At 72.6% G+C, this 15,157-nt stretch carries 15 protein-coding genes; 11 read left to right on the forward strand and 4 right to left on the reverse strand.

Annotated features, from left to right (window positions below; all coding sequences use genetic code 11):
• Positions 1–89: 89 nt before the first annotated feature.
• Positions 90–1,409 carry a D-arabinono-1,4-lactone oxidase gene (locus ACZ6KF_RS04535; protein ID WP_469237261.1) on the reverse strand — a complete coding sequence of 440 codons (1,320 nt, stop codon included), beginning with the start codon at positions 1,407–1,409 and terminating at the stop codon, positions 90–92.
• Positions 1,369–2,607 carry an MFS transporter gene (locus tag ACZ6KF_RS04540; RefSeq protein WP_469237263.1) on the reverse strand — a complete coding sequence of 413 codons (1,239 nt, stop codon included), beginning with the start codon at positions 2,605–2,607 and terminating at the stop codon, positions 1,369–1,371. The genes ACZ6KF_RS04535 and ACZ6KF_RS04540 overlap by 41 nt, the downstream gene beginning before the upstream one ends.
• A 139-nt stretch (positions 2,608–2,746) precedes the next feature.
• On the opposite strand from ACZ6KF_RS04540, the gene ACZ6KF_RS04545 reads away from it, so the two are divergent.
• The gene (locus ACZ6KF_RS04545) at positions 2,747–3,883 is read left to right on the forward strand and encodes a ferrochelatase (protein ID WP_469237265.1); all 1,137 of its coding nucleotides are present in this window, start codon (positions 2,747–2,749) and stop codon (positions 3,881–3,883) included.
• Positions 3,884–4,004: 121 nt separating this feature from the next.
• Positions 4,005–4,820: an inositol monophosphatase family protein gene (locus ACZ6KF_RS04550; RefSeq protein WP_356633221.1), complete on the forward strand. Its 816-nt coding sequence runs from the start codon at positions 4,005–4,007 to the stop codon at positions 4,818–4,820.
• A gap of 108 nt (positions 4,821–4,928) precedes the next feature.
• Here ACZ6KF_RS04550 and ACZ6KF_RS04555 read toward each other — a convergent pair whose 3' ends face one another.
• Positions 4,929–5,102, reverse strand: coding sequence for a hypothetical protein (locus tag ACZ6KF_RS04555; protein WP_356633223.1), 174 nt, complete (start codon positions 5,100–5,102; stop codon positions 4,929–4,931).
• A gap of 414 nt (positions 5,103–5,516) precedes the next feature.
• Between ACZ6KF_RS04555 and ACZ6KF_RS04560 the strand changes: the two genes are divergently transcribed.
• The 4 genes from ACZ6KF_RS04560 (at position 5,517) to ACZ6KF_RS04575 (ending at position 9,060) form a co-directional block, all read left to right on the forward strand.
• Positions 5,517–6,170, forward strand: a complete 654-nt coding sequence (locus ACZ6KF_RS04560; RefSeq protein ID WP_356633225.1) for a response regulator transcription factor — start codon at positions 5,517–5,519, stop codon at positions 6,168–6,170.
• Positions 6,171–6,174: 4 nt separating this feature from the next.
• Positions 6,175–7,407: a sensor histidine kinase gene (locus tag ACZ6KF_RS04565; protein WP_356633227.1), complete on the forward strand. Its 1,233-nt coding sequence runs from the start codon at positions 6,175–6,177 to the stop codon at positions 7,405–7,407.
• Between the two features lie 395 nt (positions 7,408–7,802).
• On the forward strand, positions 7,803–8,099 hold the full coding sequence (locus ACZ6KF_RS04570; protein ID WP_003993510.1) for a DUF4193 domain-containing protein: 297 nt from the start codon (positions 7,803–7,805) through the stop codon (positions 8,097–8,099).
• Between the two features lie 13 nt (positions 8,100–8,112).
• Entirely contained in the window at positions 8,113–9,060 is a 948-nt protein-coding gene (locus ACZ6KF_RS04575; protein ID WP_356633229.1) for a hypothetical protein, read from the forward strand.
• 87 nt (positions 9,061–9,147) lie between these two features.
• Here the strand turns inward: ACZ6KF_RS04575 and ACZ6KF_RS04580 are convergent, their stop codons facing one another.
• The gene (locus ACZ6KF_RS04580) at positions 9,148–9,615 is read right to left on the reverse strand and encodes a DUF3093 domain-containing protein (RefSeq protein ID WP_356633231.1); all 468 of its coding nucleotides are present in this window, start codon (positions 9,613–9,615) and stop codon (positions 9,148–9,150) included.
• A gap of 58 nt (positions 9,616–9,673) precedes the next feature.
• Between ACZ6KF_RS04580 and ACZ6KF_RS04585 the strand changes: the two genes are divergently transcribed.
• From ACZ6KF_RS04585 to ACZ6KF_RS04605, 5 genes are all read left to right on the forward strand, one after another.
• Positions 9,674–10,258, forward strand: a complete 585-nt coding sequence (locus ACZ6KF_RS04585) for a PaaI family thioesterase (protein WP_356633233.1) — start codon at positions 9,674–9,676, stop codon at positions 10,256–10,258.
• A complete protein-coding gene (dut, locus tag ACZ6KF_RS04590) occupies positions 10,255–10,806 on the forward strand; it encodes a dUTP diphosphatase (protein WP_356633235.1) in 552 nt (183 codons plus the stop codon). Before ACZ6KF_RS04585 ends, dut begins: the two co-directional genes overlap by 4 nt.
• Position 10,807: 1 nt before the next feature.
• Positions 10,808–11,581, forward strand: coding sequence for a DUF3710 domain-containing protein (locus ACZ6KF_RS04595; protein WP_356633237.1), 774 nt, complete (start codon positions 10,808–10,810; stop codon positions 11,579–11,581).
• Positions 11,582–11,785: 204 nt separating this feature from the next.
• Complete coding sequence (locus tag ACZ6KF_RS04600; protein WP_469237267.1) at positions 11,786–14,329, forward strand: sensor histidine kinase; 2,544 nt, start codon at positions 11,786–11,788, stop codon at positions 14,327–14,329.
• Positions 14,323–15,036, forward strand: coding sequence for a response regulator (locus tag ACZ6KF_RS04605; RefSeq protein ID WP_469237269.1), 714 nt, complete (start codon positions 14,323–14,325; stop codon positions 15,034–15,036). Before ACZ6KF_RS04600 ends, ACZ6KF_RS04605 begins: the two co-directional genes overlap by 7 nt.
• The last annotated feature ends 121 nt before the right edge of the window (positions 15,037–15,157 follow it).

The raw sequence follows: 15,157 nt of genomic DNA on the forward strand, positions 1-15,157 counted from the left end.
CACGGAATCACCGGAAGCGGAAGCGACGGTTTCCCGGGCCCGGCGGACGGTCCCCGGATCACGCCATCGGGTGACGCCGCGTTCGCGGACTACGGCCCAAGAACCCTCCGCAAGTAGTCGTTCTGGAACAGCCGTTCGGGATCGAGTCGGTCGCGCAGGGCCGTGAACTCACCGAAACGCGGATACACCCGCGCGAAGTACTCCGCGTCACGGGTGTGCACCTTGCCCCAGTGCGGCCGGCCCTCGTGCGCGACGAAGATCCGCTCGGCCTCGGTGAAGTACGCCCGATAGGGGGTGCCGCGGAACATGTGCACGGCGATGTACGCGCTGTCCCGGCCCGACGCGGTGGACAGCGCGATGTCGTCGGCCGGTGCGGTGCGCACCTCGACGGGGAAGCTGATCCGCAGCCGGGACCGGTCCACCATCGCCTTCAGCTCGCGCAGCGCGTCCACGACCGCCGCACGCGGAACGGCGTACTCCATCTCCACGAAGCGCACGCGGCGCGGAGAGGTGAAGACCTTGTAGGGGATGTCGGTGTAGGTCCGCGCGGACAGCGCCCGGCTGGAGACGCGGGCGATCGCCGGGACGGCGGCGGGCGCCGCGCGGCCGAGCCAGTTGGCCGCCCGGAAGACGCCGTTGGAGAGGAACTCGTCCTCCAGCCAGCCCCTGACCGGGCTCACCGGCCGTGCCGGGCCCCCGCTGCGGTTGTTGCGCTTGGTGTTGGTGTTGCCGGTGTGCGGGAACCAGTAGAACTCGAAGTGCTCGTTCTCGGCCCACAGCTCGTCGAACGCGCCGGTGACCCGGTCGAGGCTCATCGGCTCCTCGCGGGCCGTGAGCAGGAAGATCGGCTCCACGGCGAACGTGATCGCGCTGACGACGCCCAGGGCGCCCAGGCCGATCCGGGCGGCGGCGAAGACGTCCGGGTTCTCCCGCGCGGAGCAGGTGAGGACCGAGCCGTCGGCGGTGACCAGTTCCAGCGCCCTGATCTGGGCGGCGAGGGAGGCGGAGTCGCGGCCCGTGCCGTGCGTGCCCGTGCCGACGGCCCCGGCGACCGTCTGCTCCATGATGTCGCCCATGTTGGTCAGCGACAGACCCTCGCGGGCCAGGGCGATGTTGAGTCTCTTGAGCGGAGTGCCGGCCTCCACGGTGACCGTCCCGGCCTCCCGGTCGATGTCACGTATGCCGGTCAGCAGTTGAGGGCGGATCAACATGCCGTCCGTCGCCGCTATGGACGTGAACGAGTGCCCGGTGCCGACGGCCTTCACGCGCAGGCCGTCCTCCGCGGCCCGCCGCACCGCGGCGCACAGCTCCTCCACGGAGGCGGGCGCGACCTCCCGCGCCGGCCGGGCCGAGACGTTGCCGGCCCAGTTACGCCAGGTGCCGTTCTTTCCGTTCGCTGTGCTGCCCAACGGTGCCTCCCCGACCCGGAACCGGCCGCTTGAGCCGGCGGTACCCGAGGAAACCGACCGCGACCGCGACGGCTCCGGACACCGCCGGAACCCCGTACCCGGCGCGCGCCCCGGCGGCGTCGATCACCCAGCCGGCCACGGCGGAGCCCAGCGCGACCCCCACCGCGAGCCCGGTGCTCACCCAGGTCATGCCCTCGGTCAGCTGCGCGCGTGGTACGTGCTCCTCGATCAGGGACATCGTCGTGATCATCGTGGGAGCGATGGCCAGACCCGCGACGAAGAGCGCCACGGCCAGAAACGGCAGGTTCCCGACCAGTAGGAGGGGGATCATACTCACGCCCATCGCACACACGCCCAGCAGCCAGCGAGGTTCGGGCACCCCCTTGAAGTGCAGCAGCCCGAACACGGCGCCCGCCACACAGGAGCCCGCCGCGTACAGCGCGAGGACGATGCTGGCCGCGGCCTTGTGGCCCTGCTCCTCGGCGAAGGCCACGGTGACCACGTCGACCGCGCCGAAGACCGCGCCGGTGGCGACGAACGTCATGACCAGCACCTGGAGGCCCGGGGCGCGCAGGGCGCTGCCGCCGCCGTGGCGCTCGCGCGGATGAGGCTCGGGTTCGGTCGAGCGCTGCGCGGTCAGCCAGAAGACGCCGGCCGCCAGGAAGCAGGCCGCCAGCAGCGGCCCGGCCTCGGGGAACCACGCGGTGGACAGACCGATGGAGATGATCGGCCCGAAGATGAAGCAGACCTCGTCCACCACGGACTCGAAGGAGTACGCGGTGTGCAGCTGCGGGGTGCCCCGGTACAGGGCCGCCCAGCGGGCCCGGACCATCGCACCCACGCTGGGCACGCAGCCGACGCCGACGCACGCGACGAACAGCGTCCAGTCCGGCCACCGGTAGTGCGCGGCCAGCAGCAGCACGCCCGCGGCGACCAGCGACACCAGCGTCGCGGGGCGCAGCACCCGCCGCTGCCCGTGCCGGTCCACCAGCCGGGACACCTGCGGACCGGCCACCGCCGCCGACAGGGCGATGGTGGCCGACAGCGCGCCCGCGAGGCCGTAGCGGCCGGTCAGCTGGGAGACCATCGTGACCACGCCGATGCCCATCATCGACAGCGGCATCCGGCCGAGGAGACCCGCCGCGGAGAAGGCCTTGGAGCCGGGGGCGGCGAACAGGGCGCTGTAAGGGCTGGGCACGGGGTCTCCGACGGCAGGGTAAGGCGTGAACGCTGCGGATACAGCTTACGAGTTAGGTGACCCTAACGCACCTCGTGCGCGTCCCGATCGGCACCCCACCGTTTCCCGGCCGTCAGTGCCGGGTGGCAGGATCGACCTCATGCCAGACGCGCTCGATTCCGCCCCTTCCACCCCTTACGACGCCCTGCTCCTGCTCTCGTTCGGCGGCCCGGAGGGGCCGGACGACGTCGTCCCGTTCCTGGAGAACGTGACGCGCGGACGCGGCATCCCGACCGAACGCCTCAAGGAGGTCGGCAAGCACTACTTCCTGTTCGGCGGGGTCAGCCCGATCAACGACCAGAACCGCGCCCTGCTCCAGGCCCTGCGCGAGGACTTCGCCGACCACGGCCTCGACCTGCCGGTCTACTGGGGCAACCGCAACTGGGCCCCCTACCTGACCGACACCCTGCGCGACATGGTCCGGGACGGCCGCCGGCGCGTCCTGGTCCTCGCCACCAGCGCGTACGCCTCCTACTCGGGCTGCCGCCAGTACCGCGAGAACCTCGCCGAGTCGCTGGAGGCGCTGAAGGCCGAGGGCCTCGAGCCGCCGCGGATCGACAAGCTGCGGCACTACTTCAACCACCCCGGCTTCCTGGAGCCCATGATCGACGGCGTCCTCGAGTCCCTCGCCGACCTCCCCGGGCACGTACGCGACCAGGCGCACATCGCGTTCACCACCCACTCCATCCCGGTCTCCGCGGCGGACACCTCCGGTCCGGTGGAGGGCCACGGCGACGGCGGCGCCTACGTCAGGCAGCACCTGGACGTGGCCCGGCTGATCGCCGACGCCGTCCGCGAGCGCACCGGCGTCGACCACCCGTGGCAGCTCGTCTACCAGTCCCGCTCCGGCGCCCCGCACATCCCCTGGCTGGAGCCCGACATCTGCGACCACCTCGAGGAGCGGCACGCGGCCGGCGTCCCGGCCGTCGTGATGGCCCCGATCGGTTTCGTCTCCGACCACATGGAGGTCCTCTACGACCTCGACACGGAGGCGAAGGCCAAGGCCGAGGAACTGGGCCTGCCGGTGCGCCGTTCGGCCACCGTCGGCGCGGACCCCCGGTTCGCCGCCGCCGTGCGCGACCTCGTCCTGGAGCGCGCCGCCCTGGAACGCGGCCAGGACGTCACGCCCTGCGCGCTCGGCGCCCTCGGCCCGAGCCACCAGCTCTGCCCCGTGGGCTGCTGCCCGGCCCGCGCCCCGCGCCCCGCCGCCGCGGGCGCCGACAGCCCCGTCGCCTGAATCCCCGAGTCCCCGCATCCGGAACCGAAGCCGGAATCCCGAAGCCGGAATCCCGACTCCCGAATCCGGGATTGCGGCTCCCCACCCGGAATCCGAAGCCGAAGCGCGAACAAGGAGCACCGTGACCGACGCCCTGCCCACCGAACTGCTGCGGCTCGCCCGGGAGGCCGCCCGGCGCGCGGGCGAGCTGCTGCGGGACGGCCGCCCGGCCGACCTCGCGGTGGCCGCCACCAAGTCGAGCCCCATCGACGTGGTGACCGAGATGGACATCGCGGCGGAGAAACTGATCACCGGCCTGATCGCCGAGCACCGCCCCGACGACGGCTTCCTCGGCGAGGAGGGCGCCGCCACCGAGGGCACCAGCGGCGTCCGCTGGGTCATCGACCCGCTCGACGGCACCGTCAACTACCTCTACGGCCTGCCCACCTGGGCCGTGTCCATCGCGGCCGAGCAGGACGGCGAGACCGTCGTCGGCGTGGTCGCGGCGCCCATGCGCGGCGAGACGTACCACGCGGTGCGCGGCGGCGGGGCCTGGGCCACCGGCGCCTGGGACGGCGAACGCCGGCTCTCCTGCCGCCCGGCGCCGCCCCTGGACCAGGCCCTGGTCTCCACCGGGTTCAACTACGTCACCGAGGTCAAGATCCACCAGGCCGAGGTGGCCCACCGGCTGATCCCGCTGCTGCGCGACATCCGCCGAGGCGGCTCGGCCGCGGTCGACCTGTGCGACCTGGCCGCCGGCCGCCTGGACGGCTACTACGAGCGCGGCCTCAACGCCTGGGACTACGCCGCGGGCGACCTGATCGCCCGGGAAGCGGGCGCGCTGACCGGTGGACGCCCCGGAGAGCGCCCCTCACGCGACCTGACGGTCGCGGCCACCCCCGGCGTCTTCGAGCCCCTCCAGCGCCTCCTGGAGGACTTCGGCGCCTGGCACGACTGATCGCGGGGGCCTGCCTTCGGTGCCTGCGGTGGACACACCACTGCCCCGGCGATGGATTCGCCGGGGCAGTGGCGCACGGATCGGTCGGCCGGTTGGTCGCTCGGCCGGTCAGACGCCGGACATGCCGACTTCCACGCCGTGTTCGGCCGCGAGGCGGCGCAGGTCGTCGAGCTCGCCCTGCTCCACCTCGACGAGGAAGTCGTCGCCCTCGTCCCGGGCCCGCGTCAGGTCGGACTCGGTCGCCCTTATGCGCTGCAGAAGTCCTGCGGTGAAAGCGTCCATGCTGCGCCCCCTCGTCCTGGGTCGGTGGGTCGTCGGCACGGGGGTGTGCCGTACTGGAAGGGGCGATCACGTCTCCCATGGGTGCCCAGCGCAGCCCTGCCGGGCGGCGACGGTGCCGGACACCCACGCCCACTCTGCGGAAAGCGGACCCGATGTACCGCATGGTGGCGCGGCACAAGCAGAGCGTGATCGCGGGGTGTAAACCGTCCTCCCCCCGCCGTCCTTCGCGGAAACCTCCACTCGGGGAGAAAATCTCGCATTCCCGGACCCGCCGCCCTCCAGTCGCCCTCCGGTCGCAGTCCCGCCACCGTCCCGCCGCCGTCCCGGCGCGGGGCCGCCCGGCCGCCTTACCGCCGACTTATGGCCGAAAAAGGCAGGATGGAGGCAACAGACCACAGAGGAAGGACAACCGACGTGCGCGTACTCGTCGTCGAGGACGAGCAGCTGCTCGCCGATGCGGTGGCCACCGGACTGCGCCGGGAGGCCATGGCCGTCGACGTCGTGTACGACGGTGCGGCCGCCCTGGAGCGCATCGGCGTCAACGACTACGACGTGGTCGTCCTCGACCGCGACCTCCCGCTGGTGCACGGCGACGACGTCTGCCGCAGGATCGTGGAGCTGGGGATGCCCACGCGCGTGCTGATGCTCACGGCCTCCGGCGACGTCAGCGACCGCGTCGAGGGGCTGGAGCTGGGCGCCGACGACTACCTCCCCAAGCCCTTCGCCTTCAGCGAGCTGACGGCACGCGTGCGTGCCCTCGGCCGGCGCACCAGCGTGCCGCTGCCGCCGGTCCTGGAGCGTGCCGGGATCAAGCTCGACCCCAACCGCCGCGAGGTCTTCCGCGACGGCAGGGAGGTCCAGCTCGCCCCCAAGGAGTTCGCCGTCCTGGAGGTGCTGATGCGCAGCGAGGGCGCCGTCGTCTCCGCCGAGCAGCTCCTGGAGAAGGCGTGGGACGAGAACACCGACCCGTTCACCAACGTCGTCCGGGTCACCGTGATGACCCTGCGCCGCAAGCTGGGCGAGCCGCCCGTCATCGTCACCGTCCCCGGCTCCGGTTACCGGATCTGATTCGATGGCGACCACCCCCGTACCTCCCCAGGCGCCTCCCAAGCCCACCTGGGACCCGAGGAAGCCGCCCCCCTTCCCGCTGCTGCGCCCGACCATCCGGATAAGGCTCACGCTGCTGTACGGCGGGATGTTCCTGATCGCCGGCATCCTGCTGCTGTCGATCATCTACCTGCTGGCCGCGAACGCGCTGAACGTCGGCAGCGACCTGCCCTTCAAGATCGTCTCCGGCGCGGTCTCCAGCGACGTGTGCAACCTGCGCAGCAGCGAGCTGGAGGCGGTCGAGCTCAACCGGGCCCTGAACGAGTGCGTCAACGAGCAGCGCCAGCACGCCCTGGACGACCTGCTCAGCCGCTCCCTGCTGGCCCTGCTCGGGCTCGCGGTCATCGCCTTCGCGTTCGGTTACGCCATGGCCGGCCGGGTGCTCTCCCCGCTCGGCCGGATCCTGCGCACCGCGCGCGCGGTGGCCGGCTCGGACCTGTCCCGGCGGATCGAGCTGGACGGCCCCGACGACGAGCTGAAGGAGCTGGCCGACACCTTCGACGACATGCTGGAGCGGCTCCAGCGGGCGTTCACCGCCCAGCAGCGCTTCGTCGGCAACGCCTCCCACGAGCTGCGCACCCCTCTGGCGATCAACCGCACGCTCCTGGAGGTGCACCTGTCCGACCCGGACGCCCCGGTGGAACTCCAGCAGCTGGGCAGGACGCTGCTGGCCACCAACGAGCGCAGCGAACAGCTCGTGGAGGGTCTGCTGCTGCTCGCCCGCAGCGACAACCAGATCGTGGAGCGCAAGCCGGTCGACCTGGCCGAGGTGGCCTCACGGGCCGTCGACCAGGTGCACGGCGAGGCCGAGGCCAAGGGCGTGGAGATCCGCGGCGCGCGCGAGCCCGTGATCGTCCAGGGCAACGGCGTCCTGCTGGAGCGCATCGCCCTGAACCTGGTGCAGAACGCCGTGCGCTACAACATCCCCGAGGGCGGCTGGGTCGAGGTCACCACCGAGAGCCGGCCGGGCCAGGCCGTCCTGGTCGTCGCCAACACGGGGCCGGTGGTGCCGGCGTACGAGATCGACAACCTCTTCGAGCCGTTCCGGCGGCTGCGCACCGAGCGCACGGGCAGCGACAAGGGCGTCGGCCTCGGCCTGTCCATCGTGCGGTCGGTGACCCGGGCGCACGGCGGGCACATCACGGCGCAGCCGCGCGAGGGGGGTGGTCTCGTGATGCGGGTGACCTTCCCTGTCTGAGATCATGTCGCGACACACTCGAGGATGTTCGCTTTGCGCGGAATTTTCGGGGCACTCTTCAAGTTGCTTCATGTGTGATCGATCACAGGGATGATTTTCCGGCCATCTACTCTCCGTGATCATGTGACCGGACGGAAAGCCCGTAAACTCCGGGTTTTCCAGCGGTCCGATCACGGGAAGTACCGGATGGGACCCCTTTGTAGTGCGACATTCGGACCGTGTACGGTCCCGATCGCCATCCAAGCCGATCGCTCCTGCGGAGTCCGGTTGGGTGTCGATTGAGTAACAGACCTTGATGTGAGGCAAAATCTCCGCCTCGGGTCGGGCACAAGTCCGGCCTCTCACGCGTTACGTGCGCTGGAGACACCGCAGACACCCGGAGGGGGAGAGCGACCATGGCCACCGATTACGACACTCCACGCAAGACCGACGACGACGTCGACTCGGACAGCCTCGAAGAGCTGAAGGCACGGCGGAACGACAAGTCGGCCTCTGCGGTCGACGTCGACGAGTTCGAGGCCGCGGAAGGCCTCGAACTGCCCGGCGCCGACCTCTCGAACGAGGAACTGGCAGTCCGCGTGCTGCCGAAGCAGCAGGACGAGTTCACCTGCATGAGCTGCTTCCTGGTCCACCACCGCAGCCAGCTGGCCCGCGAGAAGAACGGCCAGCCGATCTGCCGCGACTGCGACTGAGGCGGGGTCGGCCGTGACTGGCTCGACCCCACCCTGGAAGCGCCGCTTCCCCCGGGGAGCGGACTCGGGGCCGTCCGACGGCCCTCACGGCGTGCGTGACGACGAGCGGGGCTCCTCCGGCACGGGACCGGTTCCTCCGGGGCCGGCCTCGCTCGAACCGGCCGGTGACCGGGCCGACCACCCGGTACCGGCGCCCGTTCCCGTTCCCGCACCCGCCGCCCGACGGCGCGCGGCGGTGCTGCGGGAGAAGGCCGGGGAACTGGCCAGAGAAGGGGTCCGCAAGGGCTCGGACCGCGCCAGAGCGGGTCTCGGGTACCTCGCCGACCGGGTCATCGAGCTGGCTCCGCGAGTGCCCGTACGGGACCTCGCGACGCTGCGTCTGCAGTTCCCGGGCCTGGGGCCCGAGGAACTCGCGGACAAGCTCGTCGCGGGCGCCGCCAAGGCGTCGGCGACGGTCGGAGCCGGCGTCGGCGCGGCGGCGATGCTGCCCGTGCCCCCCGCCATGCCCGCCGAACTGGCCGCGGAGGTCACCGGCGTCGCCGCGGTCGAACTGAAGCTCATCGCCGAGCTGCACGAGGTGTACGGCGTGCGCCCGCCCGGCGGCCTGAAGGACCGCAGCAGCGCCTACCTGAAGGCCTGGACCGAGGAGCGCGGCGTCGATCCGCTCAAGCCCGCCTCGCTCAACTCCGCCCTCGGCGGCCACATGAAGCGGGAACTGCGGCAGCAGATCATGAAGCGCATGGTGCGCAACCTGCCGAACCTCATGCCGTTCATGGTGGGAGCCGCGGTCGGCGCGGCCATGAACCGCCGCGACACCAGAAAGCTCGCCGCCCGCGTCCGCGAGGACCTCCGCAGGATGCAGGTGCCCTGGGAGAAGCTCCCGGAACTGCCCCCGCTGGAGCGCCCCGCCGACCCCCTGGCTTTGGACGAGGGCCCCGGCAGCACCGAGCACAAGCTCTGACCCCGGCCTGACGGCCCGCCGCGGCGGGCCGTGCGGTGGTGCGTCCCTGCGTCATGGGGTGGTGCGATGGAACGTGCGGTGGTGCGGCTATGCGGCGGTCGCCGCCTTCGCCGCCCGCAGCGCCTCGGCCAGCCGCTCCGGCTCCCGCGTCGACAGATACAGGTACGGCGTCGGGTCCGCCGGATCCACCACCTCCACGCGCAGCGCGGTCGGGATGTAGGCCCGCAGCAGCAGGAAGGCGCGGGTGTCCGCCTTGTGCGTGCGCCAGGCGCGGGCCTCCTCGGCGTCCAGCACCTCCGCCTCGCCCAGTGCCGACACCGGGATCTTCGCCTCGCCCGCGATCAGCGAGTCGCCCACCACGCGGATGCGCACCGAACCGTACGAACTCGCCGCCACGGCCGCCGCGGCGGTGCCCCCGGCCAGCCCGGCCAGCATCGGCAGCACGCCGAACGGCAGCAGGATCAGCGCCATCGAGACCCCGACCAGGAAGCTGATCAGCCACCAGGTCCGGGGCGCGGTGAGGCGTTCTTCGTAGGGGGCGGCGGAGAGCTGCATGAAGTCAAGCTTGGCACGGTGTCCGCAAGAAGCCGACGCGCGGGTAAGGTCTGCGCCTGTGAGTGGTACATCCCCGGCCCTGCAGCCCCCCGCCGACGCGGCCAAGCCCGTACGGCACCCCGACGCGCCCGCGCCCGGCGAACTCCTCGGCCCGCACTACGCCCAGTGCTTCGGCTGCGGCGGCGAGCAGCCCCACGGACTGCACCTGGAGGCGCGGGCCGGCGACGGCGTGACGATCACCGCCGAGTTCACGGTGCGCCCCGAGCACCAGGGCGCCCCCGGCCTCGCCCACGGCGGTGTGCTCACCTCCGCGCTGGACGAGACCCTCGGCTCGCTGAACTGGCTGCTGCGCACCATCGCCGTGACCGGACGGCTGGAGACCGACTTCGTACGGCCCGTGCCGGTCGGCACCACCCTTCACCTGGCCGCCGAGGTGACCGCGGTCGCCGGACGCAAGATCTACTCGACCGCCACCGGACGCGTCGGCGGCCCCGACGGGCCCGTCGCCGTGCGCGCCGACGCCCTCTTCATCGAGGTCAAGGTCGACCACTTCATCGACCACGGCCGCGAGGAGGAGATCCGGGCGGCCATGAACGACCCCGACCAGATCAGGCGGGCCCGCGCCTTCGAGGTGAACCCGTGAGCCGTGACCCCCTGGACGTGCTGATCCGCCGGGTGGACCCGGACGTGCCGCTCCCGTCGTACGCGCACCCCGGCGACGCGGGCGCCGACCTGCGCACCACCGTCGCCGCAAAGCTGCTGCCCGGAGAGCGGGCCGTGCTGCCCACGGGGGTGTCCGTGGCCCTGCCCGAGGGGTACGCGGCCTTCGTGCACCCCCGGTCCGGCCTCGCCGCCCGCTGCGGTGTGGCCCTGGTGAATGCCCCGGGGACGGTTGATGCCGGGTACCGTGGGGAGATCAAGGTGATCGTGGTGAATCTCGACCCGTACGAGCCGGTGCGGTTCGAGCGCTTCGACCGGATTGCCCAACTGGTCGTCCAGCAGGTCGAGAAGGTCCGCTTTCGGGAAGTCGCGGAGCTTCCCGGCTCCGCGCGGGCCGAGGGGGGCTTCGGGTCCACCGGCGGGCACGCCGCGGTGGGCGACGGGGCAGGCACAAACGGTCGTGCCGCCATGGGCGGCGACACGGGTGGGAATCGATACGCTTCGGTCGTATCCGACCGGGAAGGACAGTGACGTGTTCGGACGTCGCAAGAAGAAGGGTGCCGCCGAGGACGCGGCCGGCGAGGCCGAGCAGGTCGTCGACACCGTCGACACCGACGACGCTGAGGCGGACGGCGAGGGCGCACGCGCGCGCGTGCGGCTGGAGCCGGAGCCGCGTCCCGACGGGCCCTGGGACAGTACCGAGGTGCGCGACCCGGGCGAGGGCCGGGTGGACCTGGGCGGCCTGTTCGTGCCGGGCGTCGACGGCATGGAACTGCGCGTGGAGGTCGCGGGCGACGCGATCGTCGCGGCGACCGTGGTGCTGCGCGACAGCGCCATCCAGCTCCAGGCCTTCGCCGCCCCCAAGCGCGAGGGCATCTGGGGCGAGGTGCGCGAGGAGATCGCCACCGGCATCACCCAGCAGGGCGGCATCGTCGACGAGGTCGAGGGCCCCCTCGGCTGGGAGCTGCGGGCCCAGGTGCCGGTGCAGCTGCCCGACGGCACCGGCGGCTTCCAGGTCGTGCGGTTCGTCGGCGTGGACGGCCCCCGCTGGTTCCTGCGCGGTGTGATCTCCGGCCAGGGCGCGGTCCAGCCGCAGGCCGCCGGGCTGCTGGAGCAGATCTTCCGGGACACCGTCGTCGTCCGCGGCGACGGCCCCATGGCGCCCCGCGACCCGATCGTCCTCAAGCTGCCCAACGACGCCCAGATGGTGCCCGAGGGCGTCCAGCAGGACGAACAGGCCGGCTCCCGCTTCTCCGGCGGCATGGGCCAGCTCCAGCGCGGACCGGAGATCACCGAGGTCCGCTGACGAACGTATCCGGACGTCGAGGGCCGCGCCCCCCACGGGGGCCGCGGCCCCCGTCGTGTGTGGGGGCGGGGCGGTGGCTGGGAGCGGGGCTCTCGTCGTCGTGGGGGGAGGGCTTCGTCGCCCCGTCCCCGTGCCAGAGGTCCGGGGCCGGCCGGGGCGTGGCCCTCGCCGTCGCGCACTTCGGGCAGGACGGACAATGAGGCCATGGCACGCGGCAAGCTCAGGATCTACCTCGGCGCGGCGCCCGGCGTGGGCAAGACCTACGCCATGCTCTCCGAGGCCCGGCGCAGGACCGAGCGGGGCACGGACTGCGTGGTGGCGTACGCCGAGCACCACGACCGGCCGCGCACCGAGGCGCTGCTCCGCGGCCTGGAGATCGTCCCGCGCCGCCGCCTGGAACACCCGGGGGCGGCCGCCTTCGAGATGGACGTCGACGCCGTCCTCGCCCGCCGCCCGCGCGTGGCCCTGGTGGACGAACTCGCGCACACCAACGACCCCGGCTCACGCAACGCCAAGCGCTGGCAGGACGTCGAGGAACTGCTCGCGGCCGGCATCGACGTGATCTCCACCGTCAACATCCAGGACCTGGAGTCCCTCGGCGACGTCGTCGAGTCGATCACCGGCGTACGGCAGCGGGAGACCGTGCCGGACGAGGTGGTGCGCCGCGCCGACCAAATCGAGCTGGTCGACATGTCTCCCGAGGCGCTGCGCCGGCGGCTGGCGCACGGCAACGTCTACCGGCCCGACGAGGTGGACGCCGCCCTGTCCAACTACTTCCGGCCCGGCAACCTCACCGCCCTGCGCGAGCTGGCGCTCCTGTGGGTGGCCGACCGGGTCGACGAGTACCTCAAGCGGTACCGCAGCGACCACCGGGTCTCCCGGATCTGGGGCTCCCGGGAGCGCATCGTGGTCGGCCTGACCGGCGGCCCCGAAGGACGCACGCTGATACGGCGGGCCGCGCGGCTCGCCGAGAAGGGCGCCGGCGGCGAGGTACTGGCCGCCCACGTCGCCCGAAGCGACGGCCTCACCTCCGCCTCCCCCGAGGAACTCGCGGTCCAGCGCACCCTGGTGGAGGACCTCGGCGGCACCTTCCACCACGTCGTCGGCGACGACGTGCCGGCCGCGCTGCTGGACTTCGCCCGCGGCGTCAACGCCACCCAGATAGTGCTCGGCTCGTCCCGGCGCAAGACCTGGCAGTACGTCTTCGGACCCGGCGTCGGCGCCACCGTCGCCCGCGAGTCCGGCCCCGACCTGGACGTGCACATCGTCACGCACGAGGAGGCCGCCAAGGGCCGCGGACTGCCGGTGGCGCGCGGGGCGAGGCTCGGGCGGGCCCGCATCGTCTCCGGCTGGCTCGTCGGCCTCGCCGGCCCGCCGCTGCTCGCGCTGCTGCTGAACGCCGTCCACCTCGGCCTCGCCAACGACATGCTGCTGTTCCTCGCGCTGACGGTGGCGGCGGCGCTGCTCGGCGGCCTCTTCCCGGCGCTCGCCGCGGCGGCCTTCGGCACCTTCCTGCTGAACTACTTCCACGCGCCCCCACTCCACCGCCTGACCATCGCCGACCCCCGCAACATCGTCGCCCTGGTGATCTTCGTGGCCGTCGCCGTGTCCGTGGCGTCGGTCGTGGACCTCGCCGCCCGGCGCACCCACCAGGCGGCCCGGCTGCGCGCCGAGTCGGAGATCCTCTCCGTCCTCGCCGGGAACGTGCTGCGCGGCGAGACCAGCGTCGAGGCGCTGCTGGAACGCGTCCGCGAGACCTTCGGCATGGAGTCCGCCGCCCTGCTGGAGCGGGCCAGCGACGTCGAACCGTGGGCCTGCGTCGGCCGCGTCGGCCACGGCGCCCCCGTGGAACGGCCCGAGGACGCCGACGTCGACATGCCGGTCGGCGACCAGCTCGCGCTCGCGCTGACCGGACGCGTGCTGCCCGCCGAGGACCGCCGGGTGCTCGCCGCGTTCGCCGCCCAGGCCGTCGTCGTACTGGACCGCAGGCGCCTGCAGGAAGAGGCGGACCGCGCGCGGGCGCTGGCCGAGGGCAACCGCATCCGCACGGCCCTGCTGGCCGCCGTCAGCCACGACCTGCGCACCCCCCTCGCCGGTATCAAGGCGGCCGTCTCCAGCCTCCGCTCCGACGACGTGCAATGGTCCGAGGAGGACCTGGCGGAACTGCTCCAGGGCATCGAGGAGGGCGCCGACCGCCTCGACCACCTGGTCGGCAACCTGCTCGACATGTCCCGCCTCCAGACCGGCACCGTCACGCCGATCATCCGCGAGGTCGACCTCGACGAGATCGTGCCGAGGGCACTCGGCGGGGTCCCGGAGGACAGCGTCCACCTCGACATCCCCGAGACGCTGCCCATGGTCGACGTCGACGGCGGGCTGCTGGAGCGGGCCGTCGCCAACGTCGTGGAGAACGCCGTCAAGTACAGCCCGCCCGGAACGCCCGTGCTGGTCTCGGCCAGCGCGCTCGCCGACCGCGTCGAGGTCCGGGTCGTGGACCGCGGGCCCGGCGTCCCCGACGAGGCGAAGGAACGCATATTCGAACCCTTCCAGCGGCACGGCGACGCCCCGCGCGGCGCCGGGGTCGGCCTCGGCCTCGCCGTCGCCCGTGGTTTCGCCGAGGCCATGCACGGCACCCTCGACGCCGAGGACACCCCCGGCGGCGGCCTGACCATGGTCCTCACCCTCCGCGCGGCCGGCCACCCCCGTACCCTGTCCCTCGCACAAGCGGAAAGGCAGGTCCGATGGTGAGCAGTGCCGCGGGGACGCCCAGGACCCCCAGGGTGCTCGTGGTCGACGACGAGCCGCAGATCGTGCGCGCGCTCGTGATCAACCTCCGGGCGCGCGCGTACGAGGTCGACGCGGCCCACGACGGCGCCACCGCCCTCCGGCTCGCCACGGCCCGCCACCCCGACGTCGTCGTCCTGGACCTCGGACTGCCCGACATGGAGGGCGTCGAGGTGATCCGCACCCTGCGCGGCCGGACCCGCGTGCCGATCATCGTCCTGTCCGCCCGGCACTCCTCCGACGAGAAGGTCGAGGCGCTGGACGCCGGCGCCGACGACTACGTGACCAAACCCTTCGGCATGGACGAGTTCCTCGCCCGGCTGCGGGCTGCCGTCCGCCGTGCCGAGCCCGTCGGCCCCGGCGAGGACGAGACGGTCGTGGAGACCGACGAGTTCACCGTCGACCTCGCCGCGAAGAAGGTCAACCGCGGCGGCCGGGACGTACGGCTGACCCCGACCGAATGGCATCTGCTGGAGGTGCTGGTCCGCAACGCCGGCCGGCTGGTCGGCCAGAAGCAGCTGCTTCAGGAGGTCTGGGGGCCGTCGTACGGGACGGAGACCAACTACCTGCGGGTCTACATGGCCCAGCTGCGCCGCAAGCTGGAGGCGGACCCCTCGCACCCCAAGCACTTCGTCACCGAGCCCGGCATGGGCTACCGGTTCGAGCGGTAGCCGGGCCGCCGGCTGGGGCGGAGGCAGGGCTGTCGGCTCGGGCGGTGGCCGGGCCGGCGGTCCGGCGGTGGGCGCGGGCTCCCGGTCCGGTGGTGGCCGGGCCGGCGGTCCGGGTGGTGGT

The organism is Streptomyces sp. NPDC046379, from assembly GCF_055587785.1.

Excerpts from the sequence above, each read along its gene's own strand:
- ACZ6KF_RS04565 (WP_356633227.1), top strand. The coding sequence starts at position 6,175 with ATGGCGACCACCCCCGTACCTCCCCAGGCGCCTCCCAAGCCCACCTGG.
- ACZ6KF_RS04555 (WP_356633223.1), bottom strand. The coding sequence starts at position 5,102 with ATGGACGCTTTCACCGCAGGACTTCTGCAGCGCATAAGGGCGACCGAG.
- ACZ6KF_RS04580 (WP_356633231.1), bottom strand. The coding sequence starts at position 9,615 with ATGCAGCTCTCCGCCGCCCCCTACGAAGAACGCCTCACCGCGCCCCGG.
- ACZ6KF_RS04600 (WP_469237267.1), top strand. The coding sequence starts at position 11,786 with ATGGCACGCGGCAAGCTCAGGATCTACCTCGGCGCGGCGCCCGGCGTG.
- ACZ6KF_RS04545 (WP_469237265.1), top strand. The coding sequence starts at position 2,747 with ATGCCAGACGCGCTCGATTCCGCCCCTTCCACCCCTTACGACGCCCTG.
- ACZ6KF_RS04605 (WP_469237269.1), top strand. The coding sequence starts at position 14,323 with ATGGTGAGCAGTGCCGCGGGGACGCCCAGGACCCCCAGGGTGCTCGTG.
- ACZ6KF_RS04570 (WP_003993510.1), top strand. The coding sequence starts at position 7,803 with ATGGCCACCGATTACGACACTCCACGCAAGACCGACGACGACGTCGAC.